Origin of the sequence: Pseudomonas sp. NY15374 (assembly GCF_048068255.1) — a bacterium.
GTDB lineage: Bacteria > Pseudomonadota > Gammaproteobacteria > Pseudomonadales > Pseudomonadaceae > Aquipseudomonas > Aquipseudomonas machongensis.
The window spans coordinates 62,487-84,618 of record NZ_JBLUPZ010000004.1 but is presented as its reverse complement, the minus strand read 5'-3'; the positions used below and the strand labels follow the sequence as shown (position 1 = coordinate 84,618).

The window sequence follows — 22,132 nt, the reverse complement described above, 5'->3', positions numbered from 1 at the left end:
GTGCAGCCAGGCTGTGGGTAGAGTGGCACAAAACACTGAGGCCAACCCATGTGCCTGATCGTATTCGCCTGGCGGCCGGGGCACTCCCTGCCGCTGATCGTCGCGGCCAACCGCGACGAGTTCTACGCCCGCCCCACCCAGGCGCTGGCCACCTGGGAGGATGCCCCGGGCGTGCATGCCGGGCGCGACCTCGAAGCCGGTGGCAGCTGGCTCGGCATAGGCCCCGGCGGGCGCTTCGCGGCGCTGACCAATATCCGCGACCCTCGCCAGCCGCTCGGGCCACGTTCGCGCGGGGAACTGGTGGCCGCATTCCTGCAGGGCGAACTGGGCGTGGAAGCGTATCTGGACCAGGTCGCCAGCCGCAGTGCGCAGTACTCGGGGTTCAACCTGCTGGTGGGCGATGGCGAGCGGCTGGGCTACCTGCACGCCCGAGACCCGGCGCCACGACTGCTATCATCTGGCATTTACGGGCTATCCAACGCCGGGCTGGACACGCCGTGGCCGAAACTGCTGAAAGCGCGCTCGGCGCTGGGCGAGGTGCTCGAATCGGCAGACCCGCAGCAGCTACTGGCGCTGCTGGCCGATGCTGCGCCAGCACAGGACCCAGAGTTGCCGGAGACCGGCGTAGGGTTGGCGACCGAGCGGTTGCTGTCGAGTGTGTTCATTGCCAGCCAGAATTACGGAACGCGGGCGAGTACAGTGCTGATCGTGGATGATCAGGGCAGAAGGCGGATGATCGAGCGCAGTTTCGGGCCCTTTGGTGGGCATCTGGGAGAAGTGGAACTGAACCTCGTATGACTTTCCAGGCCTCTTCGCGAGCAAGTCCGCGAAGAGGCCTGTGAACGATCAAAGGCTCTTGTTCGGCCCGATCATCCGCGCCAGTCCAAGGTTCTTCAGCGCCAATTGCAGCGAGCTGTGGATAACCTGCGGGTTGTCATGGGTCATGGATTCGGTCAGCAGCTCGCGGGCCTTGCTCATGTTGATCTGACGCAGCATCCACTTCACCTTCGGCAGGTTGGTAGCGTTCATCGACAGGCTGTCGAAGCCCATGGCCATGAGCAGGATCGCCGCTGCCGGGTCACCGGCCATCTCGCCGCAGATACTCACCGGCTTGCCTTCGGCGTGGGCGTCGCGCACCACGGTCTGCAAGGCTTGCAGCACCGCCGGATGGAGGTAGTCGTAAAGATCGGCCACCCGCGGGTTGTTGCGATCGACCGCCAGCAGGTACTGCGTGAGGTCGTTGGAGCCGACCGAGAGGAAGTCGACCTGACGCGCCAGTTCCTTGGTCTGGTAAACGGCCGCCGGAATCTCCACCATCACGCCAACCGGGGGCATCGGCACGTCGGTGCCTTCGTCACGCACTTCGCCCCAGGCGCGGTGGATCAAGTGCAACGCCTCTTCCAGTTCGTGGATGCCGGAGATCATCGGCAGCAGGATACGCAGGTTGTTCAGCCCCTCGCTGGCCTTGAGCATGGCGCGGGTCTGCACCAGGAAGATTTCCGGGTGGTCGAGGGTGACGCGAATACCGCGCCAGCCGAGGAAGGGGTTTTCTTCCTTGATCGGGAAGTAGGACAGCGCCTTGTCGCCGCCGATATCCAGCGTGCGCATGGTCACCGGCAGCGGATGGAAGGCCGCCAACTGCTCGCGGTAGATCGCCAGCTGTTCCTTTTCGCTGGGGAAGCGCTGGTTGATCATGAACGGCACTTCGGTGCGGTACAGGCCCACGCCCTCGGCGCCACGCTGCTGGGCCCGGGCCACGTCGGCGAGCAGGCCGGTGTTGACCCACAGCGGCATGCGGTGGCCATCGGGGGTGACGCACGGCAGCTCGCGCAGGGCATCGAGCCCCTGGGCCAACTGGCGCTCTTCCTCGACCACGTCGCTGTACTGCTTGCGCAGTACGTCGCTGGGGTTGGTATAGGCCTCGCCCTTGTAGCCGTCGAGAATCATCTCGATGCCATCGACCTTCGAATACGGCAGGTCGACCAGACCCATCACCGTCGGGATACCCATGGCTCGCGCCAGGATCGCCACGTGGGAGTTGCCCGAGCCCAATACCGACACCAGGCCGACCAGCTTGCCTTCCGGCACTTCGCCGAGCATCGCCGGGGTCAGCTCCTCGCTGACCAGAATGGTGTTGTCGGGGTAGACCAGCGTCTGCGAGCGGGCCTCCTGCAGGTAGGCCAGCAGGCGGCGACCGAGGTCCTTGACGTCCGAGGCGCGCTCGCGCAGGTAATCGTCATCCATCAGCTCGAAGCGGCTGACGTGCTCGCCGACCACCTGGCGCAGCGCGCCCTGGGCCCACTGGCCGGTCTTGATGACCTCGGCCACTTCGCCACCCAGGGCGGCATCCTCGAGCATCATCAGGTACACATCGAACAGCGCACGCTCTTCGGGACGCAACTGGGTCGCAAGCTTCGCCGACAGCTTGCGCATGTCGGCGCGCACCCCTTCGAGGGCGTTGTTGAAGAGCTTGAGTTCGCCGTCGATGTCTTCGACGGTCTTGTCCGGAACCACTTCGAGGTCAGCGGGGGGCAGCATGACCACCGCGCGGCCGACGGCAGCGCCTGGCGAGCCCGGCACGCCAACGAAGCGTGCTTCCTGGATACCCTTGCCCTGGCGGCCCAGGCCGCGTATCGAGCCGGTAGCCTCGGCGTGGGCGATAACCCCGGCGAGCTGGGCGCTCATGGTCACGAGGAAGGCTTCTTCGCCTTCATCGAACTGGCGCCGCTCCTTCTGCTGGATGACCAGTACCCCGACCACGCGACGGTGGTGGATGATGGGGGCACCAAGGAAGGAGGCGAAGCGTTCCTCGCCGGTTTCGGCGAAGTAGCGATAGCGCGGGTGATCCGCAGCGTTCTCGAGGTTCAGCGGCTCTTCACGGGTGCCGACCAGGCCGACCAGACCTTCGTTCGGGGCCATGCTGACCTTGCCGATCGAGCGCTTGTTCAGGCCTTCGGTGGCCATCAGCACGAAACGGTTGGTTTCCGGGTCGAGCAGGTAGACCGAGCATACCTGGCTGCCCATGGCCTCCTTGACGCGCAAGACAATGATACCCAACGCCGTCTTGAGATCTTTGGCGGAGTTCACTTCCTGGACGATCTTGCGCAGCGTATTGAGCATGGCTCGGGGTCGGACTCCGTCGTCAGTCGCGCGTCAACAGGCGCGGGGCTAGCTCTTTCAGGGCGCGGCGATACACCTCGCGCTTGAATGTCACCACCTGACCCAGCGGATACCAGTAGCTGACCCAGCGCCAGCCATCGAATTCCGGTTTTCCGGTCAGGTCCATCCGCACCCGCTGTTCGTTGCTCACCAGCCGCAGCAGGAACCACTTCTGCTTCTGGCCAATGCACAGCGGCTGGCTGTGCGTGCGGACCAGGCGCTGGGGTAAACGATAACGCAACCAGCCTCGAGTGCAGGCAAGAATTTCCACATCCTCGCGTTCCAGGCCAACTTCTTCGTTCAGCTCGCGGTACAGGGCATCCTCTGGGGTTTCGTCAGGGTTGATACCACCCTGTGGAAACTGCCAGGCATCCTGGTTGATCCGCCGAGCCCATAGCACCTGCCCGGCATCATTCGTGAGAATGATCCCGACATTGGGGCGAAAACCATCCGGGTCGATCACGGCAGCAACCTCGAAAACGCATGTCACCGCATTGTTCCACAAAGCTTGCGAGCGCAGCAACGCACCCGCCATAGCTTATGTGCAGCGAGGTGAAAACTCCGTATTCTGCGGGACTTCTTCCCGGAGGCTTCTGCGAGAAAACCCATGCGCCTGGCTTTATTCGACCTGGACAATACCCTCCTCGGCGGTGACAGCGATCACGCCTGGGGTGACTACCTGTGTGAACGGGGCATCCTCGACCCTATCGCCTACAAGCAACGCAACGACGCCTTCTATCAGGATTACCTCAATGGCACCCTGGACCTGCAGGCCTACCTGGCGTTCTCGATGGAGATCTTCGCCGCCACCGAACCTGCCCAGCTCGACCAATGGCACCGCGAATTCATGCGCGACTGCATCGAGCCGATCATCCTGCCCAAGGCACTCGCCCTGCTGCAGCAGCACCGCGAGGCTGGCGACAAGCTGGTGATCATCACCGCCACCAACCGCTTCGTCACTGCGCCCATCGCCCGTCGCCTGGGCGTGCGCACCCTGCTGGCCACCGAATGCGAGCGTGATGGCGAGCGCTATACCGGGCGTAGCACCGATATACCGTGTTTCCGTGAAGGCAAGGTGACGCGCCTGAAGCGCTGGATGCTGGAGAACGGCTACGATCTGCAAGACAGCTACTTCTACAGCGATTCGCTGAATGATCTGCCGTTGCTGGAGCAGGTGACGCACCCGGTGGCGGTGGACCCGGATCCGAAACTGCGTGAAGAGGCCGAGCGGCGAGGTTGGCCGGTGATTTCGTTACGCGATTGAGATCGCGGGGCTCTCTTCGTGGGTTTTACCCGTGAAAAAGGCCTCGCAGACGCATCAGACCGGCTTGGCCCCCATCAATCCTGCAATCGACAGGAAGCACACCCCGCTGAACACCGCCAGCGCCAGGGTCAGGCGCAGCCCGGCAGGCTCGGCCTTGCGCAGGCGGTTCAGCCGCACCAGCAGCCACCACACGGCGAAAGCGCCCAGGGTATAGAGGATGCTGGAGGCCAGCACCCAGGTCTGGCCCAACGGCCAGCCGACCAGGTGCACCAGCCACCAGCCGGTGAACGGCATGCTCAGCAGGCACAGCCCCATCACCAGCCAGACGAACACCAGCGGCCGACGCAGCAGTTTGGCGTAGGCCTCGGCATCACCCTGCCGGCGGGCACGCAAGGTCCAGATCGCCAGACCCAACGCACCGAGGATCAACAGTACGGTGGCGAGGATGTGCAGGGTCTTGAGGGTGGTCAGGTGTTCCATCGCGTGCGGGTCCTCGAAAGACTTTTTTCGGCCTCACCGCGGGACAAGCCCGCTTCTGCAAGTACGGTGTTGCCATTCATGCCAAGCGTAGCCGCTCAACCCAGGAACAGCTTGTACGCCGGGTTATCGGTTTCATCCCAGTATGGATAACCGATCTTGGCCAGCGCCTCGGGCACCAGGTGACGCTCGTCTTCCGGCACCTGCAACCCGGCCACCACACGACCATCGGCGGCACCGTGGTTGCGGTAGTGGAACATCGAGATGTTCCAGCGCCCGCCCAGCTTGTTGAGGAAGTTGAACAGCGCCCCCGGACGCTCAGGGAACTCGAAACGCAGCACCAGCTCATCGCTGGCCGCCGCCGAGTGGCCGCCGACCATGTGACGGATATGCAGCTTGGCCAGTTCATTGTCGGTCAGGTCGGTTACCGGGAAGCCCTGCTCGGTCAGGTGCTGAACCAGGGCGGCGCGCGGGTCGGTCTCTGGATGGGTCTGCACGCCGACGAAGATGTGCGCCTCTTTGTCGGCGTGGTACCGGTAGTTGAACTCAGTGATCTGACGCTTGCCGATAGCCTCGCAGAACGCCTTGAAGCTGCCCGGCCGCTCCGGGATGGTCACGGCGATGATCGCCTCGCGCTTCTCGCCCAGTTCGGCGCGCTCGGCAACGTGACGCAGACGATCGAAATTGACGTTGGCACCGGAGTCGATGGCCACCAGCGTTTGCCCCGAGACGCCAGTCAACTCCACGTACTTCTTGATGCCCGCAACGCCAAGGGCGCCGGCAGGTTCGGTGATCGAGCGGGTATCGTCGTAGATATCCTTGATCGCTGCGCAGATCTCATCGGTACTGACGGTGATCACCTCATCGACATGATCCTTACAGATATCGAAGGTGTGCTGACCGATCTGCGCCACCGCGACACCGTCGGCGAACAGCCCCACCTGCGGCAGCACCACACGCTCGCCCGCAGCCATCGCGGCCTGCAGGCAATTGGAATCGTCAGGCTCGACGCCGATCACCTTGATCTCGGGGCGCAGGTACTTCACATAGGCCGCAATGCCGGCAATCAGCCCGCCGCCGCCGACCGGCACGAAGATCGCGTCCAGGCGGCCCGGGTGCTGGCGCAGGATCTCCATCGCCACGGTGCCCTGCCCGGCGATGGTGTGGGGATCGTCGTAGGGGTGGATGTAGACGAAGCCCTTCTCTTCGACCAGCTTCAACGAATAGGCCAGCGCCTCGGGGAAGGAGTCGCCGTGCAGCACCACCTTGCCGCCACGCGAGCGCACCCCCTCGACCTTGATCTCCGGCGTGGTCTTGGGCATCACGATGGTGGCCTTGATGCCCAGCTCCCGCGCAGCCAGGGCCACGCCCTGGGCGTGGTTGCCGGCAGAGGCGGTGACCACGCCACGCGCCAGCTCTTCGGCGCTCAGTTGCGCCAGCTTGTTGTACGCCCCGCGGATCTTGAAGGAGAACACCGGCTGCAGGTCCTCGCGCTTGAGCAGGACCTGATTGCCCAGGCGCTTGCTCAGTTGGCCGGCGTTGTGCAGCGGGGTTTCGACGGCGACGTCGTAGACGCGCGAGGTGAGGATCTTCTTGACGTACTGTTCGAGCATCTTGGAAACATCACTGGGCCGCGGGACAAGGGCTGGAAGTCTACCCCAGCGCCCTGTCGGGCGACCACAGCAAAGCCGCCGGACTCGTTATACTAGGCGACTTCAGAAAACCTCCCGCCCCTCTCGGAGCCCGCATGACCCAGGACCAACTCAAACAGGCCGTCGCCCAGGCCGCTGTCGACTTCATTCTGCCCAAGCTGGATGAAAAGAGCGTCGTCGGCGTCGGCACCGGTTCGACCGCCAACTTCTTCATCGACGCCCTGGCCCAGCACAAGACCGCCTTCGACGGCGCCGTCGCCAGCTCCGAGGCCACCGCACAGCGTCTGAAGGGTCATGGCATCCCGGTTTATGAGCTGAACAGCGTCAGCGAGCTGGAGTTCTACGTCGACGGTGCCGACGAGAGCGACGCGCACTTGAACCTGATCAAGGGCGGCGGTGCGGCCCTGACCCGCGAGAAGATCGTCGCGGCAGTGGCCAAGACCTTCATCTGCATCGCCGACGCCAGCAAGCTGGTGCCGGTGCTCGGTGCCTTCCCGCTGCCGGTCGAGGTGATCCCGATGGCCCGCAGCCACGTGGCGCGCCAGCTGGTCAAGCTGGGTGGCGATCCGGTGTACCGCGAAGGCGTGGTGACCGACAACGGTAACGTCATCCTCGACGTGTACAACCTGCAGATCACCAACCCGGTGGAGCTGGAAAGCAAGATCAATGCGATCGTTGGCGTGGTCACCAACGGCCTGTTCGCGGCGCGTCCGGCAGACTTGCTGCTGCTGGGGACTTCCGAAGGCGTGAAGAGCCTGAAGGCTGAATAAGCAAACCCGCTCCTACAAGTACCCCGCTGTTCTGAAGGACACCGGGAAACCTGTAGGAGCGGGTTTACCCGCGAATAGGCCAGCACTGACACAACAAAGACCACTGCCCCCACAGAGCCCTGAACTACATCTACTCAGCCGACTGCCTGAACACATAGAACAGGTTCGGCTCACTCACCAGGTAGATGGTCCCGGCATCGTCCATGGCGATCCCTTCAGCCTGCGGCACTGTCTTCTTCAGGCCCTGATATCCCTTGCGCAACGACAGGGTGCTCAGCGGCCGTCCCTTCACATCCAGCTCCAGCACCAGCCGTGATTCGTCCGACAGCGCCAGCAGATGCCCGCTGCGTTCATCGAACTGCAGGCTCGACAGGTCGCGCACGAACAACCGTGAATCGCGCTTGCGATCCTGTACCACATGCACCGCATAGGGCTGCTCCGGATTGGCATGGGGGAAACCGTGCACCTCGTAGATCAGCATCGGGTCACGCTCCTTGGCGACGAACAGGCGCTTGCCAGCCGAATCGTAAGCCAGCCCTTCGAAGCCCTTGTTGCCGTTCAGGCCGATGCCCAGGGTGAGCTGCTCGGCGTCGTTGGCGTCGAGAAACGGCGTGTCGTCGTCCAATCGCACGCGTATCAGCCGCTGCTGGCGCTCGTCGGTGATGACGTAGCTGTTCGGCCCGACATACTCCACCGCCTCGGGATCGCCGAAGCCGGTCAGCGGCACGCGGCGCAGGATACGCCCGTCCAGCGAAAGCTCGATGAGCTCCGAGCGGGCGTTGGTGACGGTAAACAGAGTCTTGCGATCGGGGTCGTAGGTCAGCGCCGAAACATCGTCGTCCAGGCCCTCGATGGGCTGCGCCTCGATCACCACCTGGTAGCGATCCAGGCCGATGCCTTGCTCGGTCGGCTGCCACCAGCTCTTGAGGTTGAACCAGCCGCGCTCGAACAGACGGAACTCGTGCCCCGCCGCGCCAAGCACCGCCAGCACGGAGAAAGCCAGAAGAAAGAGAAACGAACGAAGATGACGGCGCATGAAGAGGACTCGACGGAGGATGCCGAATCTAATCATTCATAGCTGAAATAAAGCTTAAGGCCATCATCGGAAAATTCCGATAATCCTGTCAGCGCTTCTTGAAGCGATAGAACAGCGCAGGCTCGCTGACCATGTACAGGTTGCCCTGATCGTCCATGGTCACACCTTCGGCCCGAGGCACACGGCTACCCAGACCGTTGAACGCCCCGAGCAAGGTCATGAAGCTGACCTGCTCACCCTTCTCGTCCAGTTCCAGCAGCATGTTCGAGTCAGCCGACAGCACCAGCAAGTGGCCCGTGCGTGGATCAACCGCCAGCGCCGACAGGTTGCGCAGGTCGAGCTCGTCACTGGGCAGTAGCTGCTTGCCGCCCTTGAGCGGCCCGCGACCATCGGCGCTCCAGGTAAACAGACGCGGCGGACGCTCTTCGCCGATGATCAGGCGCTGGCGCATCGGGTCCCAGGCGATGGCCTCGAAACCCTTGTTGCTCTTGACCGACTTGCCCAGGTCATAGCTGGGGAAGTCATCGTGATTAAGCGTCGAGGTACTCGCGTCCACCTTTACCAGCGTCAGGTCATGGTTGCGCTCATCAACGATCGCGATCAGCCCGTTTTCCAGCACGGCAAGGCCTTCAGGGTTTTCCCATCCCACCAGCGGAATCTTGCGCAGCACGTCGCCATCGAGCGTGAGTTCGACCAGGAAAGGGTTCTTGCCCATCACCGCGAACAGCGTGCGGGTCTGCGGATTGAACGACAGGTCCGAGGCTTCGTCTTCGTCCATGCCCGGCAACGGCTTGGCGTCGATGTCTACCAGGTAGTCCGGCAGCCAGACGCTTTCAATTCGCTCGGCACTGCTCTCGAAACGCTCCTTGACCCACAGCAAGCCACGGTCGTCCCAGTGCATGGCGATGGCCACCCCATAGCCGATCACCGCTGCCACAGCCAGGGCGAACGGCCAGCGCAGGTAGAAACGACGCTTGGTGGAAGCTGGGGCGCTGGAAGGTGCTGGCATGCAGGGGGTCCTGGGTAAATGGGCGAAGATTCGCGCATTATCCAGATGGGGTGTGAAAAAAACGGTAAATCGCTCGCGGGTAAAACCGCTCTCACAAGGCTGTGCAAATCCCTGTAGGAGCGGGTTTACCCGCGAAAAGGACGACGCGCAGTCAGATCAAAGCACGCGGCTCTCGAAGCGGCTGACACCCGGCAGCTCAAGCACCAGCTCATCACCGACATTGAACGGCCCGACACCGGCCGGGGTGCCGGTGAGGATCACATCGCCCGCCTGCAGAGAGAAGTGCGCGGCGATGTGCTGGATGATCGGCACGATGGGGTTGAGCATCATTGCGCTGCTGCCATCCTGGCGCACTTCGCCGTTGATGGTCAGGCGTACCGGAATGTCGGTCACGTCCTCGAAACTGGATGCGGCGACGAACGGCGGCAATACACAGGCGCCGTCGAAGCTCTTGGCCAGTTCCCACGGCAGGCCCTTCTCCTTGAGCTTGGCCTGCACGTCGCGCAGGGTCAGGTCCAGGGCCGGGGCGTAGCCGGAGATGGCATCCAGCACTTCTTCGACTGTCGGCTTGGTCGACAGCGGCTTGCCCAGCAGCACGGCGATCTCGGCTTCGTAGTGCACCGAACCACGGTCGGTCGGGATCTTGAAGCCGCCTTCCAGTGGCACCACGCAGCTGCCAGGCTTGATGAACAGCAGCGGCTCGCTGGGGATGGGGTTGTCCAGTTCCTTGGCATGCTCGGCGTAGTTACGGCCGATGCACACCACCTTGCCCAGCGGGAAGTGGATGCGCGTGCCGTCTACGTACTGGTGCTGGTAACTCATGGGGCCGACTCCTCTGGATACTGCTTTCTTATTCAGGTGCGAAGATCTTACCCGGATTCATGATGCCGTTCGGGTCGAACACCGCCTTTATCGCTTTCATGCAGGCAATTTCATCTGCCGAGCGGCTGTAGCCCAGGTAGTCCCGCTTGGTCATGCCCACGCCGTGTTCGGCGGAGATCGAACCGTTGTAGCGCTCGACGATCTCGAACACCCACTTGTTGACCTTGGTGCAGGAAGCGAAGAAATCATCCTTGCTCATGTGGTCAGGCTTGAGGATGTTCAGGTGCAGGTTGCCGTCGCCGATATGCCCGTACCAGACGACTTCGTAGTCGGGGTAGTGTTCGCCGACCACTGCATCGATATCGCGCAGGAACGCCGGCACCTTGGAGACGGTGACGGAAATATCGTTCTTGTAGGGCGTCCAGTGGGAGATGGTCTCTGACAGGTACTCGCGCAGCTTCCACAGGTTCTTCAGCTGCGTCTCGCTCTGGCTCATCACCCCATCGAGCACCCAACCCTGCTCGACGCAGTGCTCGAAGGTGGCCAGGGCTTCGTTGGCCACCTCCTCGGTGCTGGCCTCGAACTCCAGCAGCGCATAGAAAGGGCATTGCGTGTCGAACGGCGCCGGCACGTCGCCGCGCCCCATGATCTTGGCCAGGCCCTTGTCGGAGAAGAATTCGAAGGCGGTCAGGTCGAGCTTGCCCTGAAAAGCGTGCAGCACCGGCATGATCGAGTCGAAGTCCGGCGTGCCGAGCACCATCGCCGTAAGGTTGCGCGGAGCACGGTCCAGGCGCATGGTCGCTTCGACCACGAAGCCCAGGGTGCCCTCGGCGCCGATGAACAACTGGCGCAGGTCGTAACCGGTGGCGTTCTTGATCAGGTCGCGATTGAGCTCCAGCAGTTCGCCCTTTCCGGTGACAACCTTCAGGCCTGCCACCCAGTTGCGGGTCATGCCGTAGCGAATGACCTTGATTCCGCCGGCATTGGTGCCGATATTGCCGCCAATCTGGCTGGATCCGCTCGAGGCGAAATCTACCGGATAGTACAACCCCTGGTCTTCGGCGAACTGCTGCAACTGGCGGGTGATCACGCCCGGCTGGCAGACCACGGTGCGGTCGAACGCGTTGAAGTCGAGAATCTGGTTCATCTGGTCGAAGGCCACCACGACTTCGCCATTGGCAGCGACTGCGGCGCCCGACAGGCCGGTGCGTCCGCCGGACGGCACCAGCGCGACCTTGTAGCGGTTGGCCCAGGCGACGATGGCCTGGACCTGCTCGATGGTTTTGGGCAGCACGATGGCCGAAGGAGCCGGTGGATAGTGCTTGGTCCAGTCCTTGCCATACGCCTCGAGCGAGGCGGGGTCGACAAGGACCTTGCCAGGGTCGACCAGGGTCTTCAGCTCATCAATTACCGCAACGTCGATCATCGGCAGAACTCTCGAATGATTCATGGTCACCCTGAGCACTCTTCACCTGTCGGGATAAGCTCAGACGGTGTCGCGTATGCTAGCATAGCCCTCCCGTCGATCGTGCTAAGGCCCGTCGCCGCGCCGCTTTGCCCCCCTCGCCATTTTTTCTCCGGGATACAGGTTTACGCAGATGAGCAAGACTTCTCTCGACAAGAGCAAGATCAGGTTCCTTCTTCTCGAAGGCGTCCACCAGAATGCTGTGGACACCCTCAAGGCTGCCGGGTACACCAACATCGAGTACCTCACCGGCTCACTGCCGGATGCGCAACTGAAGGAAAAGATCGCGGACGCCCACTTCATCGGCATCCGCTCGCGCACTCAACTGACTGAAGAAGTCTTTGATTGTGCGAAGAAACTGGTCGCAGTCGGCTGCTTCTGCATCGGCACCAACCAGGTTGACCTGAACGCGGCCCGCGAGCGCGGCATCGCGGTGTTCAACGCGCCGTACTCCAACACCCGTTCGGTTGCCGAACTGGTGCTGGCCGAAGCCATCCTGCTGCTGCGCGGCATCCCCGAGAAGAACGCCTCCTGCCACCGCGGTGGCTGGATCAAGAGCGCGGCCAACTCGTTCGAGATCCGCGGCAAGAAGCTCGGCATCGTCGGCTACGGCTCGATCGGCACCCAGCTGTCGGTTCTGGCCGAAAGCGTCGGCATGCAGGTCTACTTCTTCGACCCGCTGACCAAGCTGCCACTGGGCAACGCTACCCAGGTCACCAGCCTCAACGAACTGCTGGGCCTGGCCGACATCGTCTCGCTGCACGTGCCTGAGCTGCCATCCACCCAGTGGATGATCGGCGAGAAGGAAATCCGTGCGATGAAGAAGGGTTCGATCCTGATCAACGCCGCACGCGGCACCGTGGTCGAGCTGGATCACCTGGCTGCCGCGATCAAGGACAAGCACCTGATCGGCGCCGCCATCGACGTGTTCCCGGTCGAGCCGCGCTCGAACGACGAAGAGTTCGAAAGCCCGCTGCGTGGTCTGGACAACGTGATCCTGACCCCGCACATCGGCGGTTCGACCGCCGAAGCCCAGGCCAACATCGGTCTGGAAGTGGCCGAGAAGCTGGTCAAGTACAGCGACAACGGTACCTCCGTGTCGTCGGTCAACTTCCCTGAAGTAGCCCTGCCGGCGCACCCAGGCAAGCACCGCCTGCTGCACATCCACGAAAACATCCCGGGCGTGCTCAGCGAGATCAACAAGGTCTTCGCCGAGAACGGCATCAACATTTCCGGTCAGTTCCTGCAGACCGACGAGAAAGTGGGCTACGTGGTCATCGACGTCGACGCCGAGTACTCGGACCTGGCGCAAGAGAAGCTGCAGCACGTCAAGGGCACCATCCGCTCGCGCGTACTGTTCTGAGCCTGATGGCTGCATGAAGAAGGGAGGCCCTGGTGGCCTCCCTTTTTTGTCTGCGCGATCTGTGTCTTGTGCTGCGCGGGCGCGGATTTACCCGCGCACAATCCCCCGCGTTACTTCACATTGACGGTGATCTTCTTCGACTCGACGCTTGGCTTGAACGGCACGTGGTACTGGTCGCCCAGTACCAGTTGCAGGGTGTGCTTGCCCGGAGTCAGGGTGATGGTCGCCTCGGTCTGCGCCTTGCCGAAATGCAGCACCTGCGGCCCGGCTGGCAGGGGTTGGTTGCCCTCAGGCATCAGGCTGGTCGGCAATGGCTGGTCAGCCACAGGCGCTTTGTCGACATCCACCAGCAGGTGATGGTGCCCGGAATGCGGAGTCTGGTCGCCGGCCGGCTTGAGCGCCATCCCTTCAATGCCGAACTTGACGGTGAAGGTCTTGTCGACCGTAGCGCCATCGGCAGGGGAAACGATGAAGACCTTCGCATCTTTCGGCGGCTCCTGGCTTTTCAGGGCATCCGCAGCCGTGGCAAGCAAAGAGGCTCCCATCAGCAAACCGGCGAGGGCAGCACGCGAAACTGGGCTTTTCATTCACATCTCCTGTCATTCACTTCAATTGACCGCTATCACTTAAAAGAAGCGAGGCGGTACTTCACCATAGTCCACCTGCCACGCCGCAGGTTCAAAAATGCCGGCATGAAAATTTCAATGCCGGCTCAAACATACGCGCGATGTAGGGGTCATAGGCTGCGTTCGATCGCGGCAAACACAGAAAGCCACGGCGAATGACATTCATCTGCCGAGAAATAAAAGGGATATTCATGCGTTTGACCATTGGCCTACTGCTGGCAGTACTCATCAGCCCCCTGGCCCAGGCAGAGCTGATCGACGAAATCAACGACCGGGGTGAACTGCGCATCGCCGTCCAAGCCGACAATGCACCCTACGCCTTCAAGGAAAACGAGCACCTGACCGGGTTCGACATCGAATTCGGCCAGGACCTGGCCCGGGAGATGGACCTGCGTGCCGAATTCATCGAAGCGCCTGCCGACGAAGTGTTAGCAGGCGTGGAGAGCGGCAAGTACGACATCGCGCTGACCCCGACAGGCCAACAATCTGCGACCGAAAGCGCGCTCGATGCCAGCCAGCCGTTTGGCGAGAAGAAGCTGGTGATTCCGTTCCAGAAAGATAACCCGGCATTCGAAAGCACGCTGAACAATGCCCTGCAGCGGCTCAAGGACAGTGGGCGGATGGCGGAGCTCGAGCAGAAGTGGTTCGAGAAGACTGCGGTGCAGCAGTGATATCGCGTCGTCCTCTTCGCGGGCAAGCCCGCTCCCACAGGGTTGGACTCACCATAGGCCTTGTGGGAGCGGGCTTGCCCGCGAAAAGAACGACACCGAACTACCCGAGTGCCCGTTGCGCCTCCTCCAGCTCCAGCTCGCTGAACACCCGCACCCCTTCCCGACGCAACAGCGCAGCAACGACGCCCTCCCCCGGCACCTTCACCCCGCTGAAACTGCCATCGTAGGTCAGTCGGTTGCCGCACGACGGGCTACCGGACTTGAGCACCGCAACCCGAATCCCATGCCGCCTCACCAGCGCCAAGGCCTGCCGAGCGCCGCTCAAAAATGCCGCGCTGACATCCTCGCCAGCCACGGTCAGGACCTGAACCTGCCCATCGAGCACCTGGCCACCCTGTCCGCCCTGGATCTCCGCGGCCGGTCGCGGCGTCGGCAAGCCACCCGCCACCTCCGGGCACAAGGGCACTACACGGCCCTCGGCCTGCCATTGCTTGAGCAGATCGGGGTGGCCACTGTCGCGCTCGTCATAGCGCACCGGTTGCCCCAGCAGGCAGGCGCTGACCAGGACCTTGGACGACTCAGAAGGGATCATTGCCACGGCGCCGGAACCAGCCCGTCAGCGACAGGCGTTCGCGATTGGCCGGCAGGACTTCATGCGGGACTTCACCCGAAAGGAACACCACCAGGCTGCCAGCCTCGGGCTGGACGTCATGCTCGACATCGTCGGCGAGAAACATCCGCAGTTGCCCGCCGTCTTCGGGTTGCCAGCGCTCATTGAGATAGAGCACCACCGACACCATGCGCCGGTCGTCGTCGCGGAAGCGGTCAAGATGCCTGCGGTAGAAGGCGCCCGGCGGATACAGGGCGAAATGACACTCGAAGTCTTCCAGACCCAGGAACAGCCCTTGGTTGATCGCCTGGCGCAGGTTGTCCATGAGCTCCAGGTAACGGTCGCAGGCCTCGGCCTGGCCGGGGTCGATCCACTGGATCTGGTCGCCACGGATCGCCTCGCGTACCTCCTGGGCCGCACCCCTGCCGACACCTGCAGGGTTCAGTTCGCCCTCGGCATGGCGCCTGCGACACTCGGCAGCCAATGCGTCGGCCAGCTCAAGCGGCAGGAAAAGTGCCTGCTGCGACCAGCCACGGGTGGCCAGGTCGTCGACGATGGTCGACAGCAGCGGATGTTCAGGAGAGGTATGCATGGCGCGCATCATATCCATTAGCCATGTACACGGACAGCGCCACTTGGCCGAGAAGCGCGCTGATATCTCGACAAAGGCGTACCACCCCACGGACAATAGCGGCCTGCCGACAGGAGTCCTGAATGCGCCGTTTGTTTTCCCTGCTTGTGCTGATGATCTGCACCATGCCTGTCTGGGCAGACAGCCTCGACCAGCTGTACAAGGCCGCCGGCTGGCCCGACCAGCGCGCCCACTTCAATGACGCCATCGGTGCCGCCCAGCAGCGCTACCGCAACAGCCTGCCGCCCGCGGTTTACCAGGCGCTCGTCAACAACAGCAACCAACGCTTCCAGGCCCAGGCGATGGATCAGCGTGCCCAGGCCCAACTGCGCGCCAACCTGAAGAACCCGGCGCCGGCGCTGGCGTTCTTCCAATCGCCGCTGGGACGCAAGGTGGTTGCCGCCGAACTGCTGGCCACGCGCAAGGACCAATTGGCCAAGAACGCCAAGGGCCTGCCAAGGATCCAGGCCAGCGACAACCGCCTGCTGGCCATCGGTCACCTGGCCCAGGCCCTGCCGGCCCGCGAAGCTGGGGCCGAGGTCAGCCTGGCGATCGCCGGGGTTGCCGCCGACAGCCTCAGCTCGATGATTCCCGGCCTGTTCGGCAGCGGCCAGGCCCAGGGCCTGCTCGATGGTCAGCGCCAACGTTTGATGAACGAGATTGGCGAAGACCTGAACAACACGTTGTTGTACGTCTACCGCGAGCTGTCCGACGACGAACTGGAAGCGTTCGCCACTTTCGCCGAATCCGCAGAGGGCAAGGCCTACTACAATGCCGCGCTGGCCGCGGTGCGTGCGGGGCTGGCCGTCGGCCAGAGCAGCGCCAACCTCAAGTAAGCAGGCGCTGGTCGAGAAAGGTGAAGTAGCGCTGGCGGATATCCGGCAGCTCGTTGGCCAGGTGATGCCGCGCCTCGGGCAGCAGGAGAATCTGCGGCTCGGCGAACTTCTCCTTCAGCACCCTGAGGTTGTAAGGCCAGTCCACCGTGCCGTCTGCCTCGCCCTGAACGATCAGCGGCCGACGCCGACTGTGCGGCGCCGCCTCGATGCGCTTGATCCAGGCCATCAGCGCCCCCACCCATGCCGTCGGCAGGCGCCGCGGCTGCAACGGATCGGCCTCGAGAAACGCAAGAAATGCCGGGTCGTTGGTATTGGCACTGAAGCGTCGCTCGATACCATCGACGAAATGGCGCAGCACCCGATAACTCAGCTTCGACCAGTGCCAGGCCCGCGGTCGCACCAACGGCGCCAGCAGGATCACCTGGCCGTCCGCCGGGCTCTGCTCGCCGCAGTGCAGCAGATGATCGACAACGATGGCTCCACCCGTGCTCTGCCCACACAGATGCCAAGGCCGTGGCAAGTCGAGCCTGCGCGCCTGTTCGAAGAGGGCATCGAGCACCTGCTGGTAGATCGCGAAGTCGGCGATGCTGGCCCGCTCGCCACTGGACAGCCCGTGACCGGGCAGATCGCAGCCAATCACCGCGAAGCCCTGCTGCAAGGCCCAGGCGATCACATGGCGGTACAGGCCCATGTGGTCGTAGTAGCCATGCAGCAGGAACAGCGTTGCCACCGGTTCTTGCGGCAGCCACACCTGCCCGACCAGGTCGAAACCTGCAACGCTGAAGCCACCCAACCAGCTGTGTGCGGTCAGGTCGAGACCGTAGAAGCGCTGGTAGTCGAGGGCCTGGGCCGACAGTGGCTGGCGCACCGCAAGAGCATCAAGGCTGGTGCGCAGCAGGTCAGGGTGGAGGGGTGAAGGCATCGGTACATCCAGAGTGCGCGAGTATTGATCTGCGATATTCAGCTCTGTGCCCGGCCATGGCAAGCTGGCGTCTTCTTGTCTTTGTCATGCACCCAGACGCGCTCTCGGCGGGCAAGCCCGCGAAAAAGCCCGGTGCAACGTTGCGGACTACCGATGAAAACCCTCACCACGCTGCTCGCCACCCTGCTCTGCGCCGCCTTGCTGTGGTGGGCCTACGACAGCTTCCAGTCGCGCTACCTGCGCCAGTTCGACGACCAGGCCACGCTGTTCGACGGCAGCCAGTTGCAACTGCCCGCCGAACTCGCAGGCCCTGGCCCGATCCGCATCGTGCACTTCTGGGACCCCACCTGCCCTTGCAACGTCGGCAACCAGCAACACCTGGCCGAGCTCATCGAGCAGTTCGCCGCGCAGGGTGTAACCTTCCACGTGTTGCAAAAGCCCGGCAGCCACGGCCAGCTTCCCGCCAACCTTGGAGCCCTGCAGCCGATCCGCGAGCTGCCGGGCAGCGAACACCTGCCAGCCTCTCCGGCAGTGGCGATCTGGGATCGACAGGGGCAGCTCGCCTACTTCGGCCCCTACAGCGAAGGCGCGGTGTGCAACTCGAGCAACAGCTTCATCGAACCCGTCATCCGGGCGCTGCTGCAAGGGCGCCGGGTACAGGCCTCCAATGCCCTGGCCAGCGGGTGCTATTGCCCATGGCGGAAAGATCAGCAGCGGTAGATATTTATGACGTCGCGTACATACCAGCCCCTTAGCGTATTGGCCTACCGCTTAAGGAAAACGCCATGGGACCTGTCTTCGCTCGCTCTTCTCCTCCCCTGACGAACGAAGATCAGGACCACATCGAGATGCTCTGGGGCCAGCATCAGATATCCCTGAACTACCCGGTGACAAGGCTCAGCCTGCGCGAACATATCGTCAGCCCACCTTCCTCCAGCGACAGCAGCTATGCCGTCGTCGCCTTCCAGCGCTCCCCCGAGCACCTGGAGGAACAGCTGGAGCGCGCCATCAGCGAACTAGCGGGCCCTTCGAGCGGCATGAACACCTTGCAGCGCCTGCAACAGCAGATCGATGCCGTTGACACGTTGTTGGTCAACTATCAGCGCGACCTGCAGGCTTGCCTCTTCTCCACGGTTGCTGTCACGCATGAGCGGGCCCATCGCCTCGAACGAGCCTGCCGCGAGCTGTCCAGCCGCCGAGCAAAGCTCAAGCAGCTGCAAACCCGCACCTGGGAGCGCAACCGCCGACAGGAACAGCTCGAACGACAGATCAGCCAGGTCGAAGAGATGCTCGGCCGGCTGATCGCCAACCGTCGCACCCTTGCCAGGGAAGCCATGCGCGACGCGGAGATTTTCCGGTAGGCCTGACCTCAGGCTCGAGATTGACGATCACCGGCTCGAGCAAGCTATTCTCAGTGCGCTTTCAGCTCATCGCCGCCTCCCCAATGGCATAAGGAATTCTATGAAGCGCAGCCTGACTCTGCTTGCCGTCGTCGTGGCCATGGCCGCCGCCGGCGCGTACTGGTACGTGCACGGCAAACTGCCGCAGCGCGAAGGCGAAGTGGCTATCACCGGCTTGAGCGCACCGGTCAGCGTGCGCTATGACGAGCGCGGTGTACCGCATCTGCAGGCGCAGAACGAGCCCGACCTGTACCGTGCCTTGGGATACGTGCACGCCCAGGACCGGCTGTTCCAGATGGAACTGGTGCGCCGCCTGGCACGGGGTGAGCTGGCCGAAGTGCTGGGCAGCAAGCTGGTGCCCACCGACACCCTGTTTCGCAGCCTGCGCATCCGCGAGCAGGCGGCGCGGATGGTCGAACGCCTGGATCACCAGTCACCGTCATGGATTGCATTGCAGGCCTACCTGGATGGCGTGAACAGCTGGCAGGCCAGCCATCCCAAACCGGTGGAGTTCGACGTCCTCGGCATCCCTGAACGGCCCTTCACTGCCGAAGACACCCTGAGCATCGCCGGCTACCTGGCCTACAGCTTTGCCGCAGCCTTCCGCACCGAGCCTGCGCTGACCTACATTCGTGACCAGCTCGGCCCCGAGTATTTGAAGATCTTCGACCTCGACTGGCAGCCTGATGGCGCTCTGCGCCAGGCCCTTGCTACCAGTGACTGGCGTACCCTCGAAGGCCTGGCCCAGCTCAGCCAACAGGCGCTCGGCGACGCCGGCATCCCGCAGTTCGAAGGCAGCAACGCCTGGGCCGTCGCGGGCAGCCATACCCGCAGTGGTAGCCCCCTGCTGGCGGGCGACCCGCATATCGGCTTCGCGGTACCGGCGGTGTGGTACGAGGCCGAGCTATCGGCCCCGGGCTTCAACCTCTACGGCTATTTCCAGGCGCTGAACCCCTTCGCCCTGCTCGGTCACAATCGTGATTTCGGCTGGAGCCTGACCATGTTCCAGAACGACGACGTCGACCTGATCGCCGAGAAGACCAATCCCGCCGACGCCAACCAGGTCATGGTCGATGGCCAGTGGCGTGCGCTGGAGACGACCGAGCAACAGATCGCGGTCAAGGGCGAAGCGCCGGTGACCATCAACCTGCGCCGTTCGCCCCATGGGCCGATCGTCAACGATGTACTCGGCGAAACCGCAGGGCAAACCCTCATCGCAATGTGGTGGGCGTTCCTGGAAACCGAAAACCCTATTCTCGACGCCTTCTACCAGGTCAACCGCGCCGACACCCTGGGCAAGATGCGCGAGGCCGCGGCGAAGATCCAGGCACCGGGGCTGAACCTGGTCTGGGCCAACGCTCGCGGTGACATCGGCTGGTGGGCCTCGGCGCAGCTACCCATTCGTCCGGACGGGGTCAACCCGGCGTTCATTCTCGACGGCAGCACCCACCAGGCCGACAAGCTCGGCTTCTACCCCTTCAGCGCCAATCCCCAGCAGGAGAACCCGCCCAGCGGCTACATCGTCTCGGCCAACTACCAGCCTCCGGCCGCCATCCCGATCCCCGGCTATTACAACCTGCCCGACCGTGGCCGCCAGCTAGATCGTCGACTGGCCGACCCGCAGGTCAAATGGGATGTGCAAAACAGCCAGGCGCTGCAGCTGGACACCAGCACCGACTACGGCCCTCGTACCTTGGCGCCGCTGTTGAATACCCTGCGTGCGATCGCCGAGGGTGACGAGCAGAAGGAGCTGGTCGAACAGCTGGCCGCATGGCGCGGCGACTACCCGCTGGATTCGACCAGCGCCACGCTGTTCAACCAGTTCCTCTACGAACTGGCGTTCGCCGCCCTGCATGACGAGCTGGGCGACACCTGGTTCCAGGTGCTGATCAGCACACGCGCCATCGACGCCGCGCTACCGCGCCTGGCGGCCGACGCCGACTCCCCCTGGTGGAACCTGCGCGGCGGCCACGACCGCACCGACCGCACCGCCATCGTCCGTCAGGCCTGGCAACGCAGCCTGGCGCATCTGCGCGAGCTGTACGGCAACGACCCGGCGGACTGGCAATGGGGCAAAGCCCACACCCTCACCCACAACCACCCGCTGGGCCAGCAGAAACCGTTGAACCTGCTGTTCAATGTCGGCCCCTTCGCCGCACCGGGCACCCACGAGGTGCCGAACAACCTGTCGGCGAAGATCGGCACAGCGCCCTGGCCGGTGAACTACGGGCCTTCGACCCGACGCCTGATCGACTTCGCCGATGCCGGGCAAGCGCTGACCATCAACCCTGTAGGCCAGAGTGGCGTACCGTTCGACCGGCACTACTCGGACCAGGCCGAGGATTATGTACAGGGGCGGTATCACAAAGCGCAGATGGGGGTGATTCCGGCGCGCAGCACCTTGCGCTTGGTGCCGCAGGGGCAGTGAGCACTGCACATCGGCGGTGCACGTCTGTGCGAGCGGCGATTCGGCGCGCCGACGTGCCCGCGAGAAGATCACCACAGGCGCAGCCCGAACATGACCGGTTTCACAACGTTTCACACTGCGAACAGGTAACCTGAGCGCCCCTTTTTTCCAAGAGCCTTCCTCATGCAAAAGCACTTCATCGAAATCGACGGCGCCCGCATGAGCTACGTCGACCAGGGCCAGGGCTTCCCGGTGCTGCTGGGCCATAGCTATCTGTGGTCTGCCGCGATGTGGCAACCGCAGATCGATGCGCTGTCGAAACACTTCCGCGTGCTGGTGCCCGAGCTCTGGGGCCATGGCGACTCCGAGGCACCACCAGCCACCACCACCGACATGAGCGCGCTGGCACGCCAGCACCTGGCGTTTCTCGACGCACTGGGCATCGACAAATGCCATCTGGTCGGCCTGTCGGTCGGCGGCATGTGGGGTGCTGAGCTGGCGATCGAGCACCCGGAACGGGTTGACCGCATCGTGCTGATGGATACCTACCTCGGCGCCGAACCTGAAGCAACGCGCCTGAAGTACTTCGGCCTGCTGGATGCCGCCAGCGGCGCAGGGTTCTTCCCTGACCCACTGCTCGACATCGTGGTGCCGATCTTCTTCCATGCCGGCGGCCAGACGGTGCCGGAGATTCGCGAACAGTTCCGCGCCGACCTCAAGGCCAGCAGTGCCGAGGCCATTCGCCAGAGCCTCGACCCGATGGGGCGGGTGATTTTCGGACGCCCTGACCTGCTGGGCCGCCTGGGCGAGTTGCCGGCAGAGCGGACCATCGTGGTCTGCGGCGACCAGGACATCCCGCGTCCGCCTGCCGAAAGCAACGAAATGGCACGGATCATCGGCTGCCTGGCAGCGCAGATTCCATTCGCAGGGCATATCTCCAGCCTGGAGAACCCGAAGGTGGTGAATGAGTTCCTGTTGAACTGGTTGCCGCGTAACCGCTGATATCGCCGGG

22 protein-coding genes are annotated in these 22,132 nt (G+C 63.4%); 10 read left to right on the top strand and 12 right to left on the bottom strand.

Features of this window, described 5'->3' with window-relative positions; translation table 11 throughout:
• Positions 1-48 precede the first annotated feature (48 nt).
• Complete coding sequence (locus tag ACNFHO_RS11260) at positions 49-798, top strand: NRDE family protein (RefSeq protein ID WP_416766292.1); 750 nt, start codon at positions 49-51, stop codon at positions 796-798.
• A 48-nt stretch (positions 799-846) separates the two neighbouring features.
• Here ACNFHO_RS11260 and ptsP read toward each other — a convergent pair whose 3' ends face one another.
• On the bottom strand, positions 847-3,120 hold the full coding sequence (ptsP, locus tag ACNFHO_RS11255) for a phosphoenolpyruvate--protein phosphotransferase (RefSeq protein WP_112899447.1): 2,274 nt from the start codon (positions 3,118-3,120) through the stop codon (positions 847-849).
• A 22-nt stretch (positions 3,121-3,142) separates the two neighbouring features.
• Positions 3,143-3,622: an RNA pyrophosphohydrolase gene (locus tag ACNFHO_RS11250; protein WP_029614755.1), complete on the bottom strand. Its 480-nt coding sequence runs from the start codon at positions 3,620-3,622 to the stop codon at positions 3,143-3,145.
• Between the two features lie 144 nt (positions 3,623-3,766).
• Here ACNFHO_RS11250 and ACNFHO_RS11245 point away from each other — a divergent pair, with 144 nt between their 5' ends.
• Positions 3,767-4,423, top strand: a complete 657-nt coding sequence (locus ACNFHO_RS11245; protein WP_054891128.1) for an HAD family hydrolase — start codon at positions 3,767-3,769, stop codon at positions 4,421-4,423.
• Positions 4,424-4,477: 54 nt separating this feature from the next.
• On the opposite strand, the gene ACNFHO_RS11240 is transcribed toward ACNFHO_RS11245, so the two are convergent.
• Both ACNFHO_RS11240 and ilvA read right to left on the bottom strand, forming a co-directional pair.
• On the bottom strand, positions 4,478-4,903 hold the full coding sequence (locus ACNFHO_RS11240) for a DUF2269 domain-containing protein (protein WP_054891127.1): 426 nt from the start codon (positions 4,901-4,903) through the stop codon (positions 4,478-4,480).
• Between the two features lie 95 nt (positions 4,904-4,998).
• On the bottom strand, positions 4,999-6,513 hold the full coding sequence (ilvA, locus tag ACNFHO_RS11235; RefSeq protein WP_054891126.1) for a threonine ammonia-lyase, biosynthetic: 1,515 nt from the start codon (positions 6,511-6,513) through the stop codon (positions 4,999-5,001).
• A gap of 134 nt (positions 6,514-6,647) precedes the next feature.
• Here ilvA and rpiA point away from each other — a divergent pair, with 134 nt between their 5' ends.
• Positions 6,648-7,322, top strand: a complete 675-nt coding sequence (gene rpiA, locus ACNFHO_RS11230; protein ID WP_197890499.1) for a ribose-5-phosphate isomerase RpiA — start codon at positions 6,648-6,650, stop codon at positions 7,320-7,322.
• Positions 7,323-7,452: 130 nt separating this feature from the next.
• On the opposite strand, the gene ACNFHO_RS11225 is transcribed toward rpiA, so the two are convergent.
• From ACNFHO_RS11225 to ACNFHO_RS11210, 4 genes are all read right to left on the bottom strand, one after another.
• Complete coding sequence (locus ACNFHO_RS11225; RefSeq protein ID WP_112899449.1) at positions 7,453-8,358, bottom strand: SdiA-regulated domain-containing protein; 906 nt, start codon at positions 8,356-8,358, stop codon at positions 7,453-7,455.
• Between the two features lie 88 nt (positions 8,359-8,446).
• Positions 8,447-9,367 (bottom strand): SdiA-regulated domain-containing protein, encoded by a 921-nt coding sequence (locus tag ACNFHO_RS11220; RefSeq protein ID WP_416766289.1) that lies wholly within the window; start codon positions 9,365-9,367, stop codon positions 8,447-8,449.
• 156 nt (positions 9,368-9,523) lie between these two features.
• On the bottom strand, positions 9,524-10,189 hold the full coding sequence (locus ACNFHO_RS11215; RefSeq protein ID WP_054891122.1) for a fumarylacetoacetate hydrolase family protein: 666 nt from the start codon (positions 10,187-10,189) through the stop codon (positions 9,524-9,526).
• 28 nt (positions 10,190-10,217) lie between these two features.
• Positions 10,218-11,615, bottom strand: a complete 1,398-nt coding sequence (locus ACNFHO_RS11210) for an FAD-binding oxidoreductase (RefSeq protein WP_151926138.1) — start codon at positions 11,613-11,615, stop codon at positions 10,218-10,220.
• A 172-nt stretch (positions 11,616-11,787) separates the two neighbouring features.
• On the opposite strand from ACNFHO_RS11210, the gene serA reads away from it, so the two are divergent.
• Positions 11,788-13,017, top strand: coding sequence for a phosphoglycerate dehydrogenase (gene serA, locus ACNFHO_RS11205; protein WP_054891120.1), 1,230 nt, complete (start codon positions 11,788-11,790; stop codon positions 13,015-13,017).
• Between the two features lie 110 nt (positions 13,018-13,127).
• On the opposite strand, the gene ACNFHO_RS11200 is transcribed toward serA, so the two are convergent.
• Positions 13,128-13,604 carry a DUF4399 domain-containing protein gene (locus tag ACNFHO_RS11200; RefSeq protein ID WP_054891119.1) on the bottom strand — a complete coding sequence of 159 codons (477 nt, stop codon included), beginning with the start codon at positions 13,602-13,604 and terminating at the stop codon, positions 13,128-13,130.
• Positions 13,605-13,834: 230 nt separating this feature from the next.
• On the opposite strand from ACNFHO_RS11200, the gene ACNFHO_RS11195 reads away from it, so the two are divergent.
• Positions 13,835-14,314 carry a substrate-binding periplasmic protein gene (locus ACNFHO_RS11195; RefSeq protein WP_063541703.1) on the top strand — a complete coding sequence of 160 codons (480 nt, stop codon included), beginning with the start codon at positions 13,835-13,837 and terminating at the stop codon, positions 14,312-14,314.
• A 100-nt stretch (positions 14,315-14,414) separates the two neighbouring features.
• Here ACNFHO_RS11195 and ACNFHO_RS11190 read toward each other — a convergent pair whose 3' ends face one another.
• Together ACNFHO_RS11190 and ACNFHO_RS11185 are read right to left on the bottom strand one after the other, a co-directional pair.
• Entirely contained in the window at positions 14,415-14,906 is a 492-nt protein-coding gene (locus ACNFHO_RS11190) for a DUF523 domain-containing protein (RefSeq protein ID WP_416766285.1), read from the bottom strand.
• Entirely contained in the window at positions 14,893-15,525 is a 633-nt protein-coding gene (locus tag ACNFHO_RS11185; protein WP_112899631.1) for a 2OG-Fe(II) oxygenase, read from the bottom strand. Before ACNFHO_RS11185 ends, ACNFHO_RS11190 begins: the two co-directional genes overlap by 14 nt.
• 113 nt (positions 15,526-15,638) lie before the next feature.
• Here ACNFHO_RS11185 and ACNFHO_RS11180 point away from each other — a divergent pair, with 113 nt between their 5' ends.
• Positions 15,639-16,391, top strand: coding sequence for a DUF2059 domain-containing protein (locus ACNFHO_RS11180; RefSeq protein WP_054891116.1), 753 nt, complete (start codon positions 15,639-15,641; stop codon positions 16,389-16,391).
• Here the strand turns inward: ACNFHO_RS11180 and ACNFHO_RS11175 are convergent.
• On the bottom strand, positions 16,384-17,313 hold the full coding sequence (locus tag ACNFHO_RS11175) for an alpha/beta hydrolase (RefSeq protein WP_416766284.1): 930 nt from the start codon (positions 17,311-17,313) through the stop codon (positions 16,384-16,386). The two genes, ACNFHO_RS11180 and ACNFHO_RS11175, sit on opposite strands and share 8 nt — an antisense overlap.
• A 153-nt stretch (positions 17,314-17,466) precedes the next feature.
• Between ACNFHO_RS11175 and ACNFHO_RS11170 the strand changes: the two genes are divergently transcribed.
• The 4 genes from ACNFHO_RS11170 to ACNFHO_RS11155 all read left to right on the top strand — a co-directional run bounded on the left by ACNFHO_RS11170 (position 17,467) and on the right by ACNFHO_RS11155 (position 22,122).
• Positions 17,467-18,033 (top strand): DUF6436 domain-containing protein, encoded by a 567-nt coding sequence (locus ACNFHO_RS11170; RefSeq protein WP_063541709.1) that lies wholly within the window; start codon positions 17,467-17,469, stop codon positions 18,031-18,033.
• Positions 18,034-18,098: 65 nt separating this feature from the next.
• Complete coding sequence (locus ACNFHO_RS11165) at positions 18,099-18,674, top strand: hypothetical protein (RefSeq protein WP_112899455.1); 576 nt, start codon at positions 18,099-18,101, stop codon at positions 18,672-18,674.
• A gap of 100 nt (positions 18,675-18,774) precedes the next feature.
• The gene (locus ACNFHO_RS11160) at positions 18,775-21,141 is read left to right on the top strand and encodes a penicillin acylase family protein (RefSeq protein ID WP_416766282.1); all 2,367 of its coding nucleotides are present in this window, start codon (positions 18,775-18,777) and stop codon (positions 21,139-21,141) included.
• Positions 21,142-21,303: 162 nt separating this feature from the next.
• Positions 21,304-22,122, top strand: coding sequence for an alpha/beta fold hydrolase (locus ACNFHO_RS11155; RefSeq protein WP_125931157.1), 819 nt, complete (start codon positions 21,304-21,306; stop codon positions 22,120-22,122).
• Positions 22,123-22,132: the final 10 nt, after the last annotated feature.

Excerpts from the sequence above, each read along its gene's own strand:
- ACNFHO_RS11260 (WP_416766292.1), top strand. The coding sequence starts at position 49 with ATGTGCCTGATCGTATTCGCCTGGCGGCCGGGGCACTCCCTGCCGCTG.
- ptsP (WP_112899447.1), bottom strand. The coding sequence starts at position 3,120 with ATGCTCAATACGCTGCGCAAGATCGTCCAGGAAGTGAACTCCGCCAAA.
- ACNFHO_RS11245 (WP_054891128.1), top strand. The coding sequence starts at position 3,767 with ATGCGCCTGGCTTTATTCGACCTGGACAATACCCTCCTCGGCGGTGAC.
- ACNFHO_RS11240 (WP_054891127.1), bottom strand. The coding sequence starts at position 4,903 with ATGGAACACCTGACCACCCTCAAGACCCTGCACATCCTCGCCACCGTA.
- ilvA (WP_054891126.1), bottom strand. The coding sequence starts at position 6,513 with ATGCTCGAACAGTACGTCAAGAAGATCCTCACCTCGCGCGTCTACGAC.
- rpiA (WP_197890499.1), top strand. The coding sequence starts at position 6,648 with ATGACCCAGGACCAACTCAAACAGGCCGTCGCCCAGGCCGCTGTCGAC.
- ACNFHO_RS11225 (WP_112899449.1), bottom strand. The coding sequence starts at position 8,358 with ATGCGCCGTCATCTTCGTTCGTTTCTCTTTCTTCTGGCTTTCTCCGTG.
- ACNFHO_RS11220 (WP_416766289.1), bottom strand. The coding sequence starts at position 9,367 with ATGCCAGCACCTTCCAGCGCCCCAGCTTCCACCAAGCGTCGTTTCTAC.
- ACNFHO_RS11215 (WP_054891122.1), bottom strand. The coding sequence starts at position 10,189 with ATGAGTTACCAGCACCAGTACGTAGACGGCACGCGCATCCACTTCCCG.
- ACNFHO_RS11210 (WP_151926138.1), bottom strand. The coding sequence starts at position 11,615 with ATGATCGACGTTGCGGTAATTGATGAGCTGAAGACCCTGGTCGACCCT.
- serA (WP_054891120.1), top strand. The coding sequence starts at position 11,788 with ATGAGCAAGACTTCTCTCGACAAGAGCAAGATCAGGTTCCTTCTTCTC.
- ACNFHO_RS11200 (WP_054891119.1), bottom strand. The coding sequence starts at position 13,604 with ATGAAAAGCCCAGTTTCGCGTGCTGCCCTCGCCGGTTTGCTGATGGGA.
- ACNFHO_RS11195 (WP_063541703.1), top strand. The coding sequence starts at position 13,835 with ATGCGTTTGACCATTGGCCTACTGCTGGCAGTACTCATCAGCCCCCTG.
- ACNFHO_RS11190 (WP_416766285.1), bottom strand. The coding sequence starts at position 14,906 with ATGATCCCTTCTGAGTCGTCCAAGGTCCTGGTCAGCGCCTGCCTGCTG.
- ACNFHO_RS11185 (WP_112899631.1), bottom strand. The coding sequence starts at position 15,525 with ATGCGCGCCATGCATACCTCTCCTGAACATCCGCTGCTGTCGACCATC.
- ACNFHO_RS11180 (WP_054891116.1), top strand. The coding sequence starts at position 15,639 with ATGCGCCGTTTGTTTTCCCTGCTTGTGCTGATGATCTGCACCATGCCT.
- ACNFHO_RS11175 (WP_416766284.1), bottom strand. The coding sequence starts at position 17,313 with ATGCCTTCACCCCTCCACCCTGACCTGCTGCGCACCAGCCTTGATGCT.
- ACNFHO_RS11170 (WP_063541709.1), top strand. The coding sequence starts at position 17,467 with ATGAAAACCCTCACCACGCTGCTCGCCACCCTGCTCTGCGCCGCCTTG.
- ACNFHO_RS11165 (WP_112899455.1), top strand. The coding sequence starts at position 18,099 with ATGGGACCTGTCTTCGCTCGCTCTTCTCCTCCCCTGACGAACGAAGAT.
- ACNFHO_RS11160 (WP_416766282.1), top strand. The coding sequence starts at position 18,775 with ATGAAGCGCAGCCTGACTCTGCTTGCCGTCGTCGTGGCCATGGCCGCC.
- ACNFHO_RS11155 (WP_125931157.1), top strand. The coding sequence starts at position 21,304 with ATGCAAAAGCACTTCATCGAAATCGACGGCGCCCGCATGAGCTACGTC.